The following is a 15,902-nucleotide window of genomic DNA, read 5'->3' as shown; positions in this document are numbered from 1 at the left end:
CGTCGTAGCCAAAGTTATCGAATAAGTTCTTGAAATATCTCCATCGGGCCGACATAATGGTCGGCCTGATTTTGTTTTTAGGTCAGTAGCTCAATTGGCAGAGCGACGGTCTCCAAAACCGTAGGTTGGGGGTTCGATTCCCTCCTGACCTGCCAGATTCACTCAATGTGTCTGGCTTTCTTTTCACAGGATCTCCATAGATGACTCCTAAGGCTGAAGCTCAAGGCTCTCGCTTCGATCTGCTCAAGTGGCTCGTTGTGGTTGCTTTGGTGATTGTTGGTGTTGTTGGCAATCAGTACTATTCTGCTTCGCCGATCCTGTACCGCGTGTTGGCGTTGCTTGCCATTGCTGCTGTTGCTGCCTTCGTCGGCTTGCAAACGGCCAAGGGCAAGTCGTTCTTCGTGCTGGTTAAGGAAGCGCGCACTGAGATTCGTAAAGTCGTATGGCCAACTCGCCAAGAAACCACGCAGACCACTCTGATTGTAGTGGCTGTGGTCCTGGTTATGGCGTTGCTGTTGTGGGGGCTAGATTCCCTGCTCGGCTGGCTTGTTTCCTTGATTGTTGGCTAAGGGTGTCCCGTGGCTAAGCGTTGGTACGTTGTGCATGCTTACTCGGGTTACGAGAAGCATGTAATGCGTTCGTTGATCGAGCGTGTAAAGCTGGCTGGCATGGAAGATGGCTTCGGCGAGATTCTGGTCCCCACTGAAGAAGTGGTTGAGATGCGCAATGGCCAGAAGCGCAAGAGCGAGCGTAAGTTCTTTCCAGGCTATGTGCTGGTTCAGATGGACATGAATGAGGGTACTTGGCACTTGGTCAAGGACACTCCTCGTGTCATGGGTTTCATTGGTGGTACTGCTGACAAGCCGGCTCCTATCACTGATAAAGAGGCAGAAGCCATTCTGCGTCGCGTTGCCGATGGCAGCGACAAGCCCAAGCCCAAGACTCTGTTTGAGCCGGGCGAAGTGGTTCGTGTTACTGACGGCCCATTCGCTGACTTTAACGGTACTGTTGAAGAAGTTAACTACGAAAAGAGCCGAATCCAAGTGGCGGTGCTCATTTTCGGTCGCTCTACTCCGGTAGAGCTAGAGTTCAGTCAGGTCGAGAAGGCATAACTGAACGAGAATCCCATACCCCGCAGCCTTAGGCTGTGGGGTTTTTTCGTCACCGGGATAAACGCGCAAGTAACCGGGGAGCCTTTTTAGGCGTCTGAACCCGTAATTGGAGTGCCTCATGGCTAAGAAAATTACTGCTTACATCAAGCTGCAAGTTAAGGCCGCTCAGGCCAATCCAAGCCCGCCCGTTGGTCCAGCTCTGGGTCAGCACGGCGTGAACATCATGGAATTCTGCAAGGCTTTCAACGCCCGTACTCAGGGTCTTGAGCCGGGCCTGCCGACTCCTGTGATCATCACTGTCTACAGTGACCGCAGCTTCACTTTCGAAACTAAAAGCACCCCTGCTTCGGTTCTGCTGAAGAAGGCTGCTGGTCTGACTAGCGGTTCTGCTCGCCCGAACACCGTTAAGGTTGGCACTGTTACCCGTGCTCAGCTGGAAGAAATCGCGAAAACCAAAAACGCGGATCTGACTGCAGCTGATATGGATGCAGCCGTGCGTACTATCGCCGGTTCTGCTCGTAGCATGGGCCTTAACGTGGAGGGTGTGTAATGGCTAAGCTGACCAAGCGCCAAAAGGCTATCGCCGGCAAGATTGAAGCAGGCAAGGCCTACAACTTTGTAGACGCCGCCGCTCTCCTGACCGAGCTGTCGACCGTTAAGTTCAGTGAGTCCGTGGACGTTGCTGTGAACCTGGGCGTAGACCCACGTAAATCTGACCAGGTTGTTCGTAGCGCTACTGTGCTGCCACACGGCACTGGCAAGACTGTACGTGTTGCTGTGTTCACCCAGGGTCCAGCAGCCGAAGCTGCTCTGGCTGCCGGTGCGGACCGTGTAGGCATGGACGATCTGGCTGCCGAAATGAAAGGCGGCGACCTGAACTACGACGTAGTTATTGCTTCCCCGGATGCAATGCGCGTTGTAGGTCAGTTGGGTCAGGTTCTGGGTCCTCGTGGCCTGATGCCTAACCCGAAGGTTGGTACCGTGACTCCAGACGTAGCTACGGCCGTTAAGAACGCCAAGGCTGGTCAGGTTCGCTACCGCACCGACAAAAACGGCATCATCCACACTTCCGTTGGCAAGGTCGGTTTCGACGCCGTCAAGCTGAAGGAAAACGTTGAAGCCCTGATCGCTGATCTGAAGCGTATCAAGCCAGCTTCTTCGAAAGGTATCTACGTCAAGCGCGTTACCCTGAGCACCACTATGGGCCCAGGTCTGGTCATCGACCAAGGTTCGCTGGACGTATAAGACACAAGCTGACGCAATCAATTGCGTCAGTTGAAAGATTGGGGTCCCTGCCTGGCGGGGGCTATCCAAGACCGTAGGCGACGCAAGTCTTAAACCTCAAGCCTACGCAGATGGTGCTCCCGGTTCCTTACCGAATCAGACACCAAAACGACATCCAGCCCAGGTTGGATGAAACGGTAACAAGCAGGAGTTAAACCCGTGGCAATTAAACTCGAAGACAAGAAGGCCATCGTCGCTGAAGTCAACGAGGCTGCCAAAGCTGCTCTGTCCGCTGTCGTGGCTGATGCCCGTGGTGTGACAGTAGGCGCTATGACCGGACTCCGTAAAGAGGCCCGCGAAGCTGGTGTTTACGTGCGTGTCGTACGTAACACTCTGCTCAAGCGCGCAGTTGAAGGCACTCAATATGATGTGCTCAACGACGCGTTCGTCGGCCCTACCCTGATTGCATTCTCCAAGGAACATCCGGGCGCTGCTGCTCGTATTTTCAAAGAGTTCGCAAAGGGTCAGGACAAGTTCGAGATCAAGGCAGCTGCGTTCGAGGGCAAGTACCTCGCAGCAAACGAGATCGACGTGTTGGCTTCGCTGCCAACTCGCGACGAAGCCATTGCGAAGCTGATGAGCGTGATTCAAGGCGCTACCAGCAAGCTGGCTCGTACTCTGGCGGCTATTCGCGACCAGAAAGAAGCTGCTGCTGCCTAAGGCACCGCAAGCCCTTTCAAAATCATACGTTTAATTTGATGGCTGCGTAGGCTGTCACCCCAATACAGGAATTTATAGTCATGTCTCTGACTAACGAGCAAATCATCGAAGCAATCGGCCAGAAAACCGTTCTGGAAGTTGTTGAGCTGATCAAGGCAATGGAAGAAACCTTCGGCGTTACCGCTGCTGTTGCCGCTGCCGGCCCAGCTGCTGCTGCCGCTGTTGTTGAAGAGCAAACTGAATTCAACGTCATGCTGACCGAAGCTGGCGAGAAGAAAGTTAACGTGATCAAGGCTGTACGTGAACTGACCGGTCTGGGCCTGAAAGAAGCCAAGGCTGTAGTTGACGGCGCTCCTGCCATGGTTCTGGAAGCTGTTGCCAAAGAAGCAGCTGACAAAGCCAAAGCAGCTCTGGAAGAAGCAGGCGCTAAAGTCGAGCTGAAGTAAGCATCGACTTTGTGTCTCCAGCCCAAGCGTTAAGCGAACGGCTGATGGCTGGTGGCTTTTGCCACCGGCCTTTTTCCGTTATTGGCGACCGACTGGGTCGGTGCCTTTAACGTGCTGTAACCCACCCACAGGGGTGGCGCAAACCAAAGGGTTTGCACGATTTTCTGGCTGCTCCCGTCGGGAGGGGCCGAATAAGCAGGTGACCAAGCTGGGGAACGCTGATGGCTTACTCATATACTGAGAAAAAACGTATCCGCAAGGACTTTAGCAAGTTGCCGGACGTCATGGATGTGCCTTACCTCCTGGCCATCCAGCTGGATTCGTATCGTGAATTCTTGCAAGCGGGAGCGACTAAAGATCAGTTCCGCGACGTGGGCCTGCATGCGGCCTTCAAATCCGTTTTCCCGATCATCAGCTACTCCGGCAATGCTGCGTTGGAGTATGTCGGTTATCGCCTGGGCGAACCGGCGTTTGATGTTAAAGAATGCGTGTTGCGTGGCGTGACTTACGCCGTACCTTTGCGGGTAAAAGTGCGCCTGATCATTTTCGACAAAGAATCGTCGAACAAAGCGATCAAGGACATCAAAGAGCAAGAAGTCTACATGGGTGAAATCCCCCTGATGACTGAGAACGGTACCTTCGTAATCAACGGTACCGAGCGTGTAATCGTTTCCCAGTTGCACCGTTCCCCTGGCGTATTCTTCGACCACGACCGTGGCAAGACGCACAGCTCCGGTAAGCTGCTGTACTCCGCGCGGATCATTCCTTACCGCGGTTCGTGGTTGGACTTCGAGTTCGATCCGAAAGACTGCGTGTTTGTCCGTATCGACCGTCGTCGCAAGCTGCCTGCCTCGGTTCTGCTGCGCGCGCTGGGCTACACCACTGAAGAAGTGCTGGACGCTTTCTACACCACCAACGTTTTCCACGTGAAGGGCGAAGTCCTGAGCCTGGAGTTGGTGCCTCAGCGCCTGCGCGGTGAAATCGCGGTCCTGGACATCCAGGATGACAAGGGCAAGGTTATTGTCGAGCAGGGTCGTCGTATCACCGCTCGCCATATCAACCAGCTGGAAAAAGCCGGCATCAAAGAGCTGGACGTACCTCTGGACTATGTCCTGGGTCGCACCACTGCCAAGGCCATCGTGCACCCGGCTACCGGCGAGATCCTGGCTGAGTGCAACACCGAGCTGAATACCGAGATCCTGGCCAAGATCGCCAAGGCTCAGGTCGTTCGCATCGAAACGCTGTACACCAACGACATCGACTGCGGTCCGTTCGTTTCCGACACTCTGAAGATCGACTCCACCAGCAACCAATTGGAAGCGCTGGTCGAGATCTATCGCATGATGCGTCCTGGCGAGCCACCAACCAAGGACGCTGCCGAGACGCTGTTCAACAACCTGTTCTTCAGCCCTGAGCGCTATGACCTGTCCGCCGTTGGCCGGATGAAGTTCAACCGTCGTATCGGTCGTACCGAGATCGAAGGTTCGGGCGTGCTGTGCAAGGAAGACATCGTTGCTGTACTGAAGACTCTGGTCGACATCCGTAACGGTAAAGGCATCGTCGACGACATCGACCACCTGGGTAACCGTCGTGTTCGCTGCGTAGGCGAAATGGCCGAGAACCAGTTCCGCGTTGGCCTGGTGCGTGTAGAGCGCGCGGTCAAAGAGCGTCTGTCGATGGCTGAAAGCGAAGGCCTGATGCCGCAAGACCTGATCAATGCCAAGCCAGTAGCTGCGGCAGTGAAAGAGTTCTTCGGTTCCAGCCAGCTGTCGCAGTTCATGGACCAGAACAACCCGCTGTCCGAGATTACCCACAAGCGTCGTGTGTCTGCACTCGGTCCGGGCGGTCTGACTCGTGAGCGTGCAGGCTTTGAAGTTCGTGACGTACACCCGACTCACTACGGTCGTGTATGCCCGATTGAAACGCCGGAAGGTCCGAACATTGGTCTGATCAACTCCTTGGCTGCCTATGCCCGCACCAACCAGTACGGCTTCCTCGAAAGCCCGTACCGTGTGGTGAAAGACGCGCTGGTAACTGACGAGATCGTGTTCCTGTCCGCTATCGAAGAGGCCGATCACGTGATCGCCCAGGCTTCGGCGACCATGAACGACAAAGGTCAGCTGATCGATGAGCTGGTAGCTGTTCGTCACTTGAACGAATTCACCGTCAAGGCGCCAGAAGACGTCACCTTGATGGACGTGTCGCCGAAGCAGGTAGTTTCGGTTGCTGCGTCGTTGATTCCGTTCCTCGAGCACGACGACGCCAACCGTGCGTTGATGGGTTCCAACATGCAGCGTCAAGCTGTACCAACCCTGCGTGCTGACAAGCCGCTGGTAGGTACCGGCATGGAGCGCAACGTTGCCCGTGACTCCGGCGTTTGCGTCGTGGCTCGTCGTGGCGGCGTGATCGACTCGGTTGATGCCAGCCGTATCGTGGTTCGTGTTGCTGATGACGAAGTTGAAACTGGCGAAGCCGGTGTCGACATCTACAACCTGACCAAGTACACCCGCTCCAACCAGAACACCTGCATCAACCAGCGTCCGCTGGTGAGCAAGGGTGATCGGGTTCAGCGCAGCGACATCATGGCCGACGGTCCGTCCACCGACATGGGTGAGCTGGCTCTGGGTCAGAACATGCGCATCGCGTTCATGGCGTGGAACGGCTTCAACTTCGAAGACTCCATCTGCCTGTCCGAGCGTGTGGTTCAGGAAGACCGCTTCACCACGATCCACATCCAGGAACTGACCTGTGTGGCCCGTGACACCAAGCTTGGCCCAGAGGAAATCACTGCGGACATCCCGAACGTGGGTGAAGCTGCACTGAACAAGCTGGACGAAGCCGGTATCGTTTACGTAGGTGCTGAAGTAGGCGCAGGCGACATCCTGGTTGGTAAAGTCACTCCGAAAGGCGAGACCCAGCTGACTCCGGAAGAAAAACTGCTGCGTGCAATCTTCGGTGAGAAAGCCAGTGATGTTAAAGACACCTCCCTGCGTGTACCTACCGGTACCAAGGGTACTGTCATCGACGTACAGGTCTTCACTCGTGACGGTGTAGAGCGTGACGCTCGTGCCCTGTCGATCGAGAAGAGCCAGCTCGACGAGATCCGCAAGGACCTGAACGAAGAGTTCCGCATCGTTGAAGGCGCTACTTTCGAACGTCTGCGTTCCGCTCTGGTCGGCCACAAAGCCGAAGGCGGCGCCGGTTTGAAGAAAGGTCAGGAGATCACCGACGAAGTTCTCGACGGTCTTGAGCACGGCCAGTGGTTCAAACTGCGCATGGCTGAAGACGCTCTGAACGAGCAGCTCGAGAAGGCCCAGGCCTACATCGTTGATCGCCGCCGTCTGCTGGACGACAAGTTCGAAGACAAGAAGCGCAAACTGCAGCAGGGCGATGACCTGGCTCCAGGCGTGCTGAAAATCGTCAAGGTCTACCTGGCAATCCGTCGTCGCATCCAGCCGGGCGACAAGATGGCCGGTCGTCACGGTAACAAGGGTGTGGTCTCCGTGATCATGCCGGTTGAAGACATGCCGCACGATGCCAATGGCACCCCGGTCGACGTGGTCCTCAACCCGCTGGGCGTACCTTCGCGTATGAACGTTGGTCAGATTCTCGAAACTCACCTGGGCCTTGCAGCCAAAGGTTTGGGCGAGAAGATCAACCGTATGGTTGAAGAGCAGCGCAAGGTCGCGGAACTGCGCACCTTCCTGGACGAGATCTACAACCAGATCGGCGGTCGCAACGAAGACCTGGACAGCTTCTCCGACCAGGAGATCCTGGATCTGGCGAAAAACCTGCGTGGCGGCGTACCGATGGCCACCCCGGTGTTCGACGGTGCCAAGGAAAGCGAAATCAAGGCCATGCTGAAACTGGCGGACCTGCCAGAAAGCGGCCAGATGCAGCTGACCGACGGCCGTACCGGCAACAAGTTCGAGCGTCCAGTTACCGTTGGCTACATGTACATGCTGAAACTGAACCACTTGGTAGACGACAAGATGCACGCTCGTTCTACCGGTTCGTACAGCCTGGTTACCCAGCAGCCGCTGGGTGGTAAGGCGCAGTTCGGTGGTCAGCGTTTCGGGGAGATGGAGGTCTGGGCACTGGAAGCATACGGTGCTGCATACACTCTGCAAGAAATGCTCACAGTGAAGTCGGACGATGTGAACGGTCGTACCAAGATGTACAAAAACATCGTGGACGGCGATCACCGTATGGAGCCGGGCATGCCCGAGTCCTTCAACGTGTTGATCAAAGAAATTCGTTCCCTCGGCATCGATATCGATCTGGAAACCGAATAACACGTGACGCGAATCGAGAGCGGGGCAGGATTGCCCGCTCTCTGCTCCGCCAGGAGGAAAGGCCTTGAAAGACCTACTGAATTTGCTGAAAAACCAGGGTCAAGTCGAAGAGTTCGACGCCATCCGTATTGGATTGGCCTCGCCTGAGATGATCCGTTCGTGGTCGTTCGGTGAAGTTAAAAAGCCGGAAACCATCAACTACCGTACGTTCAAGCCTGAGCGTGACGGCCTGTTCTGCGCCAAGATCTTTGGCCCGGTAAAGGATTACGAGTGCCTGTGCGGTAAGTACAAGCGCTTGAAGCATCGCGGCGTGATCTGCGAGAAGTGCGGCGTTGAAGTTGCACTGGCCAAGGTTCGTCGTGAGCGCATGGCGCACATCGAGCTGGCTTCGCCGGTTGCCCACATCTGGTTCCTGAAATCGCTGCCGTCCCGTATCGGCCTGCTGATGGACATGACCCTGCGTGATATCGAACGCGTTCTCTACTTCGAGAGCTATGTCGTTATCGATCCAGGCATGACCACCCTGGAAAAGGGGCAGTTGCTGAACGACGAGCAGTACTTCGAAGCGCTGGAAGAGTTCGGTGACGACTTCGACGCCCGCATGGGTGCCGAGGCTGTCCGCGAACTGCTGCACGCTATCGACCTGGAACACGAGATTGGCCGTCTGCGCGAAGAGATTCCGCAAACCAACTCGGAAACCAAGATCAAGAAGCTGTCCAAGCGTCTGAAGTTGATGGAAGCCTTCCAGGGTTCCGGCAACCTGCCAGAGTGGATGGTGCTGACCGTTCTGCCGGTTCTGCCGCCAGATCTGCGTCCACTGGTCCCGCTGGATGGCGGTCGCTTCGCGACTTCCGACCTCAACGATCTGTATCGTCGAGTGATCAACCGTAACAACCGTTTGAAGCGCCTGCTGGATCTGTCCGCTCCGGACATCATCGTGCGCAACGAAAAGCGTATGTTGCAGGAAGCTGTCGACGCACTGCTCGACAACGGTCGTCGTGGCCGTGCTATCACCGGTTCCAACAAGCGTCCTCTGAAATCCCTGGCTGACATGATCAAGGGTAAGCAAGGTCGTTTCCGTCAGAACTTGCTCGGTAAGCGTGTTGACTACTCCGGTCGTTCGGTAATTACCGTAGGTCCGACCCTGCGTCTGCACCAGTGCGGTCTGCCGAAGAAGATGGCTCTCGAGCTGTTCAAACCGTTCATTTTCGGCAAGTTGGAAATGCGTGGCCTGGCCACCACCATCAAAGCCGCGAAGAAGATGGTCGAGCGCGAGCTGCCAGAGGTTTGGGACGTTCTTGCTGAAGTAATTCGCGAACACCCAGTGCTCCTCAACCGTGCACCGACCCTTCACCGTCTGGGCATCCAGGCGTTTGAACCAGTACTGATCGAAGGTAAGGCTATCCAGCTGCACCCTCTGGTCTGTGCCGCGTACAACGCCGACTTCGACGGCGACCAAATGGCCGTGCACGTGCCGCTGACGCTGGAAGCCCAGCTGGAAGCGCGTGCGTTGATGATGTCGACCAACAACATTCTGTCGCCAGCCAACGGTGAGCCAATCATCGTTCCGTCGCAGGACGTTGTATTGGGTCTGTACTACATGACTCGTGAAGCGATCAACGCCAAGGGCGAAGGTCGTGTGTTCGCCGATCTGCAGGAAGTCGACCGCGTATTCCGCGCCGGCGAAGCGGCTCTGCACGCCAAGATCAAGGTTCGCATCAGCGAAACCGTCAATGATCGTGATGGCGGCAGCGTGAGCGCCACCCGTATCGTCGACACCACTGTCGGCCGTGCACTGCTGTTCCAGGTTGTGCCGAAGGGTCTGTCGTTCGACGTCGTCAACCTGCCGATGAAGAAGAAGGCGATCTCCAAGCTGATCAACCAGTGCTACCGCGTGGTGGGTCTGAAAGAGACCGTGATCTTCGCTGACCAGTTGATGTACACCGGTTTCGCTTACTCGACCATCTCTGGTGTTTCCATCGGTGTTAACGACTTCGTTATCCCGGATGAAAAGGCCCGCATCATCGGTGCTGCCACCGACGAAGTGAAAGAGATCGAGAGCCAGTACGCCTCCGGCCTGGTAACCCAGGGCGAGAAGTACAACAAAGTGATCGACCTTTGGTCGAAGGCCAACGACGAAGTGTCCAAGGCGATGATGGCCAACCTCTCGAAAGAGAAAGTCATCGACCGCCATGGCGACGAAGTCGAGCAAGAATCGTTCAACTCGATGTACATGATGGCTGACTCGGGTGCGCGGGGTTCCGCAGCACAGATCCGTCAGCTGGCCGGTATGCGTGGCCTGATGGCCAAGCCGGACGGCTCCATCATCGAAACGCCGATTACTGCGAACTTCCGTGAAGGTCTGAGCGTACTCCAGTACTTCATCTCGACTCACGGTGCTCGTAAGGGTCTTGCGGATACCGCGTTGAAAACTGCGAACTCCGGTTACCTGACTCGTCGTCTGGTAGACGTTGCGCAGGATCTGGTTGTAACCGAGATCGATTGCGGCACCGAACACGGCCTGCTGATGACTCCGCACATTGAAGGCGGTGACGTTGTAGAGCCACTGGGTGAGCGCGTATTGGGTCGTGTTATCGCCCGTGACGTATTCAAGCCAGGTACCGAGGACGTCATCGTTCCTGCCGGCACCCTGGTAGACGAGAAGTGGGTTGAGTTCATCGAGCTCAACAGCATCGACGAAGTGATCGTGCGTTCGCCGATCAGCTGCGAAACTCGCTATGGCATCTGCGCCAAGTGCTACGGCCGTGACCTGGCTCGTGGTCACCAGGTGAACATCGGTGAAGCGGTCGGCGTTATCGCTGCCCAGTCCATCGGTGAGCCGGGTACCCAGCTGACCATGCGTACGTTCCACATCGGTGGTGCGGCAAGCCGGACTTCGGCAGCCGACAGCGTTCAGGTGAAGAATGGCGGTACCGTCCGTCTGCATAACCTGAAGCACGTAGAGCGTATTGACGGTCACCTGGTTGCCGTTTCCCGTTCCGGTGAACTGGCGATCGCTGATGATTTCGGTCGTGAGCGTGAGCGTTACAAGCTGCCATACGGTGCTGTTATTTCGGTTAAAGAGGGTGACAAGGTCGACGCTGGCGCAATCGTCGCCAAGTGGGATCCGCACACTCACCCAATCGTTACCGAAATGAAAGGTACCGTGACCTACGTGGGCATGGAAGAAGGCATCACGATCAAGCGTCAGACTGACGAATTGACCGGTATGACCAACATTGAAGTCCTCGACGCTAAAGATCGTCCAGCTGCCGGTAAAGACATCCGTCCTGCCGTGAAGATGGTCGATGACAACGGCAAGGATCTGTTGCTGCCAGGCACTGACGTAATCGCTCAGTACTTCCTGCCAGCCAACGCCCTGGTCGGTGTAGCGGATGGTGCGAAGATTGCGATCGGTGATGTTATCGCTCGTATCCCGCAGGAAACTTCGAAGACCCGTGACATCACCGGTGGTCTGCCGCGTGTTGCCGACTTGTTCGAAGCTCGTCGTCCTAAGGAAGCATCGATTCTGGCTGAAGTCAGCGGCACCATCGCGTTCGGTAAAGAGACCAAGGGCAAGCGTCGCCTGGTCATCACCCCGAACGACGGTAGCGATCCGTATGAAGAGCTGATTCCGAAGTGGCGTCACCTGAACGTCTTCGAAGGCGAACAAGTGAACCGCGGCGAAGTTATCTCCGATGGTCCAAGCGATCCGCACGACATCCTGCGTCTGCTGGGTGTGAGTGCGCTGGCCAAGTACATCGTTAACGAGATCCAGGACGTTTACCGCCTGCAGGGCGTGAAGATCAACGACAAGCACATCGAGACCATCCTGCGTCAGATGCTGCGTAAAGTTGAGATTGCCGAGTCCGGCGACTCCAGCTTCATCAAGGGCGACCAGATGGAACTGACTCACGTACTGGTAGAAAACGAACGCCTGAGCACCGAAGACAAGTTCATCGCCAAGTTCACCCGCGTACTGCTGGGTATCACCAAGGCATCCTTGTCCACCGAATCGTTCATCTCGGCGGCCTCTTTCCAAGAGACCACTCGTGTACTGACCGAGGCGGCGGTGACTGGCAAGCGCGACTACCTGCGCGGCCTGAAGGAAAACGTGGTCGTGGGTCGTCTGATCCCGGCCGGTACTGGCCTGGCTTACCACAGCGAGCGTAAGCGTCGTCGTGATGCAGACAAGCCGCTGCGCGTAAGCGCAAGCGAAGTCGAAGCAGCACTGACTGAAGCGCTGAATTCCAGCGGTAACTGAGGTCTGCAGTAGATTGGGATGAGGCCCTGGTTTTTTCGATTGAGAATCAAGACACTTTTTGTCGAGGTTCACTGATCGGAGAGGCCGGGGCCTTGTCTTGACTGGGGCCAAGATCCTCTTTAGACTCTTGTACCCCTAAATTTGGTGGAGCTCCTGCTCTGCCATTTTGTTTATGTCGAAAGACAACAGTGGAGCTAGTAGATGGCAACTATCAACCAGCTGGTACGTCAGCCGCGTAAGCGTATCGTCGAGAAATCCGACGTACCTGCGCTGCAGAACTGCCCGCAACGTCGTGGCGTATGCACTCGCGTGTATACCACTACGCCGAAAAAACCTAACTCGGCACTGCGTAAAGTATGCCGTGTGCGTCTGACCAACGGTTTCGAGGTTTCCTCGTACATCGGCGGTGAAGGCCACAACCTGCAAGAGCACAGCGTCGTACTGATTCGTGGCGGCCGTGTAAAAGACTTGCCAGGTGTTCGTTACCACACCGTTCGCGGCTCCCTGGATACCTCCGGCGTTAAAGGTCGTAACCAAGGTCGTTCGAAGTACGGTACCAAGCGTCCGAAGTAATCGGACGTTTTGCAGTTTTTAATTATATTGAGTCGATAAGAGTAAGGTCGGGCACGCGTCCATTGGATCAACTGTCCCGAGCTAACCTGAAGACCGTTTGAGGGCTTATCAATGCCAAGACGTCGCGTAGCAGCCAAACGTGAGATTCTGGACGATCCGAAATACGGAAGCCAGATCCTCGCCAAGTTCATGAACCACGTAATGGAAAGCGGCAAGAAAGCCGTTGCCGAACGTATCGTTTATGGCGCGCTGGAAAAAGTTAAAGAGCGCAAGAACAGCGATCCCCTGGAAATCTTCGAGAAAGCTCTCGACGCCATCGCTCCGCTGGTCGAAGTGAAGTCGCGCCGTGTAGGCGGTGCTACTTACCAGGTTCCGGTCGAAGTTCGTCCGTCCCGTCGTAACGCTCTGGCAATGCGCTGGTTGGTAGACTTCGCGCGCAAGCGCGGTGAGAAGTCTATGGCTCTGCGTTTGGCTGGCGAACTGCTGGACGCTGCCGAAGGCAAAGGTGCTGCAGTTAAGAAGCGTGAAGACGTACACCGTATGGCTGAAGCCAACAAGGCTTTCTCGCACTACCGCTTCTAATATCGGCATCATTCAATTTGCGAGGGCTTTATGGCTCGTACTACAGCAATCAACCGCTACCGTAACATCGGTATCTGTGCCCACGTTGACGCGGGCAAGACTACCACTACCGAGCGGATCCTGTTCTACACAGGTCTCAGCCACAAGATGGGTGAGGTGCATGACGGTGCTGCTACCACCGACTGGATGGTGCAGGAGCAGGAGCGGGGTATCACCATTACCTCCGCTGCTGTAACTACCTTCTGGAAAGGTTCGCGCGGCCAATACGATAACTATCGTGTAAACGTTATCGATACCCCAGGCCACGTTGACTTCACTATTGAAGTAGAGCGTTCGCTGCGTGTACTCGACGGCGCGGTCGTTGTGTTTTGCGGTACTTCCGGTGTTGAGCCTCAGTCTGAAACCGTATGGCGTCAAGCCAACAAATACGGCGTTCCACGTGTTGTTTACGTGAACAAGATGGACCGTGCCGGTGCTAACTTCCTGCGCGTTGTTGGCCAGATCAAAAACCGCCTGGGTCACACCCCGGTTCCGGTTCAGCTGGCTATCGGCGCTGAAGATAACTTCGAAGGTCAGGTTGATCTGATCAAGATGAAGGCTATCTACTGGAACGACGACGACAAGGGTACTACCTATCGCGAGGAAGAAATTCCTGCCGATATGCTGGACCTGGCTAACGAGTGGCGCTCCAACATGGTTGAAGCTGCTGCTGAAGCCAACGAAGAGCTGATGAACAAGTACCTTGAAGAAGGTGACCTGACCGTCGAAGAGATCAAGGCCGGCCTGCGTGCGCGCACCCTGGCTAGCGAGATCGTTCCGGCTGTCTGCGGTTCTTCGTTCAAGAACAAGGGTGTTCCCCTGGTTCTCGACGCCGTTATCGACTTCCTGCCTGCTCCTACCGAGATCCCTGCGATCAAAGGTATCCACCCGGATCTCATCGAGAAGCCGAAGGAAGAGCTGGTAGAAGCGGATTACGACGAGCGTCATGCTGACGATTCGGAACCGTTCTCGGCTCTGGCATTCAAGATCGCTACTGACCCGTTCGTTGGTACTCTGACTTTCGTGCGCGTTTACTCGGGCTTCCTGAGCTCGGGCGACTCCGTGATCAACTCGGTCAAGGGCAAGAAAGAGCGCGTTGGTCGTATGGTGCAGATGCACGCCAACCAGCGTGAAGAGATCAAGGAAGTACGTGCAGGCGACATCGCTGCCCTGATCGGCATGAAGGACGTCACCACTGGTGACACTCTGTGCGATCTCGACAAGCAGATCATCCTTGAGCGTATGGACTTCCCTGAGCCTGTGATTTCGGTAGCGGTAGAGCCGAAAACCAAGCAGGACCAGGAAAAGATGGGTATCGCACTGGGCAAGCTGGCCCAGGAAGACCCGTCTTTCCGCGTCAAGACCGACGAAGAGACTGGTCAGACCATCATCTCCGGTATGGGTGAGCTGCACTTGGACATCCTCGTTGACCGCATGAAGCGCGAGTTCAACGTCGAAGCCAACATCGGCAAGCCGCAGGTTTCGTACCGCGAGAAGATCAGCAAGAGCAACGTCGAGATCGAAGGCAAGTTCGTTCGTCAGTCCGGCGGTCGCGGTCAGTTCGGTCACTGCTGGATCCGTTTCTCGGAGCCGGACGTCGATGCGAACGGCAACATCACCGAAGGTCTGGTCTTCACCAACGAAGTTGTTGGTGGTGTGGTTCCTAAGGAATACATCCCGGCTATCCAGAAGGGTATCGAAGAGCAGATGAAGAACGGCGTCGTTGCCGGCTATCCGCTTATCGGCCTGAAGGCTACCGTGTTCGATGGTTCCTACCACGACGTCGACTCCAACGAGATGGCGTTCAAGGTGGCGGCCTCCATGGCGACCAAGCAGCTGGCCCAGAAGGGCGGCGGTGTTGTGCTCGAGCCGATCATGAAGGTTGAAGTGGTAACCCCAGAGGACTACATGGGTGACGTGATGGGTGACCTGAACCGTCGTCGTGGTCTGATTCAGGGTATGGATGACTCGGTGTCCGGCAAGGTTATCCGTGCTGAAGTGCCGCTGGGTGAAATGTTCGGTTATGCAACCGACGTTCGTTCCATGTCTCAGGGTCGCGCGAGCTACTCCATGGAATTCTCCAAATACGCCGAAGCTCCGTCGAACATCGTCGAAGCTCTCGTTAAAAAACAAGGCTGATTCAGTCTCCCCTTTAGGCTAGGAGTTAATTGTCGTGGCTAAAGAAAAATTTGAACGTAACAAACCGCACGTCAACGTTGGCACCATTGGTCACGTTGACCACGGTAAAACCACTCTGACTGCTGCTCTGACCCGTGTTTGCTCCGAGGTTTTCGGTTCGGCCAAGGTTGACTTCGACAAGATCGACAGCGCCCCGGAAGAGAAGGCTCGTGGTATCACCATCAACACCTCTCACGTTGAATACGATTCGGCTGTGCGTCACTACGCGCACGTTGACTGCCCAGGTCACGCCGACTACGTAAAAAACATGATCACCGGTGCTGCGCAGATGGACGGCGCGATCCTGGTTTGCTCGGCCGCTGATGGTCCGATGCCACAAACTCGTGAGCACATCCTGCTGTCCCGTCAGGTAGGTGTTCCGTACATCGTTGTCTTCCTGAACAAGGCTGACATGGTTGACGACGCTGAGCTGCTGGAGCTGGTTGAGATGGAAGTGCGCGATCTGCTG

General features: G+C 55.8%; 12 protein-coding genes and 1 tRNA gene. All 13 read left to right on the top strand.

What is annotated here, in order from left to right; genetic code table 11:
• The first annotated feature begins 79 nt into the window (after positions 1–79).
• Positions 80–155, top strand: a tRNA-Trp gene (locus U873_RS0133365).
• Between the two features lie 45 nt (positions 156–200).
• The gene (gene secE, locus U873_RS0133360; RefSeq protein WP_016968680.1) at positions 201–569 is read left to right on the top strand and encodes a preprotein translocase subunit SecE; all 369 of its coding nucleotides are present in this window, start codon (positions 201–203) and stop codon (positions 567–569) included.
• Positions 570–578: 9 nt separating this feature from the next.
• On the top strand, positions 579–1,112 hold the full coding sequence (gene nusG, locus U873_RS0133355) for a transcription termination/antitermination protein NusG (RefSeq protein WP_002555501.1): 534 nt from the start codon (positions 579–581) through the stop codon (positions 1,110–1,112).
• Positions 1,113–1,230: 118 nt separating this feature from the next.
• Entirely contained in the window at positions 1,231–1,662 is a 432-nt protein-coding gene (gene rplK / locus U873_RS0133350) for a 50S ribosomal protein L11 (protein ID WP_003176435.1), read from the top strand.
• A complete protein-coding gene (gene rplA, locus U873_RS0133345; protein WP_025132370.1) occupies positions 1,662–2,357 on the top strand; it encodes a 50S ribosomal protein L1 in 696 nt (231 codons plus the stop codon). The genes rplK and rplA overlap by 1 nt, the downstream gene beginning before the upstream one ends.
• A 198-nt stretch (positions 2,358–2,555) precedes the next feature.
• Positions 2,556–3,056, top strand: coding sequence for a 50S ribosomal protein L10 (gene rplJ, locus U873_RS0133340; protein ID WP_025132369.1), 501 nt, complete (start codon positions 2,556–2,558; stop codon positions 3,054–3,056).
• A gap of 80 nt (positions 3,057–3,136) precedes the next feature.
• Positions 3,137–3,502: a 50S ribosomal protein L7/L12 gene (gene rplL / locus U873_RS0133335; RefSeq protein ID WP_011063780.1), complete on the top strand. Its 366-nt coding sequence runs from the start codon at positions 3,137–3,139 to the stop codon at positions 3,500–3,502.
• A gap of 221 nt (positions 3,503–3,723) precedes the next feature.
• Entirely contained in the window at positions 3,724–7,797 is a 4,074-nt protein-coding gene (gene rpoB / locus U873_RS0133330; RefSeq protein WP_025132368.1) for a DNA-directed RNA polymerase subunit beta, read from the top strand.
• Positions 7,798–7,861: 64 nt separating this feature from the next.
• Positions 7,862–12,061: a DNA-directed RNA polymerase subunit beta' gene (gene rpoC, locus U873_RS0133325; protein WP_025132367.1), complete on the top strand. Its 4,200-nt coding sequence runs from the start codon at positions 7,862–7,864 to the stop codon at positions 12,059–12,061.
• A 201-nt stretch (positions 12,062–12,262) separates the two neighbouring features.
• Positions 12,263–12,634: a 30S ribosomal protein S12 gene (gene rpsL / locus U873_RS0133320; protein WP_003186084.1), complete on the top strand. Its 372-nt coding sequence runs from the start codon at positions 12,263–12,265 to the stop codon at positions 12,632–12,634.
• A gap of 111 nt (positions 12,635–12,745) precedes the next feature.
• Positions 12,746–13,216 carry a 30S ribosomal protein S7 gene (rpsG, locus tag U873_RS0133315; RefSeq protein WP_007925959.1) on the top strand — a complete coding sequence of 157 codons (471 nt, stop codon included), beginning with the start codon at positions 12,746–12,748 and terminating at the stop codon, positions 13,214–13,216.
• 30 nt (positions 13,217–13,246) lie between these two features.
• Complete coding sequence (gene fusA, locus U873_RS0133310; RefSeq protein ID WP_025132366.1) at positions 13,247–15,394, top strand: elongation factor G; 2,148 nt, start codon at positions 13,247–13,249, stop codon at positions 15,392–15,394.
• Between the two features lie 34 nt (positions 15,395–15,428).
• Positions 15,429–15,902: GTP-binding protein (locus tag U873_RS0133305; protein WP_025132365.1), on the top strand; the 474-nt coding region annotated here is incomplete at its 3' end.

The organism is Pseudomonas sp. PH1b, assembly GCF_000633395.1.
Classification (GTDB): Bacteria; Pseudomonadota; Gammaproteobacteria; order Pseudomonadales; family Pseudomonadaceae; genus Aquipseudomonas.
This window is presented reverse-complemented; position numbering and strand designations above follow the sequence as displayed.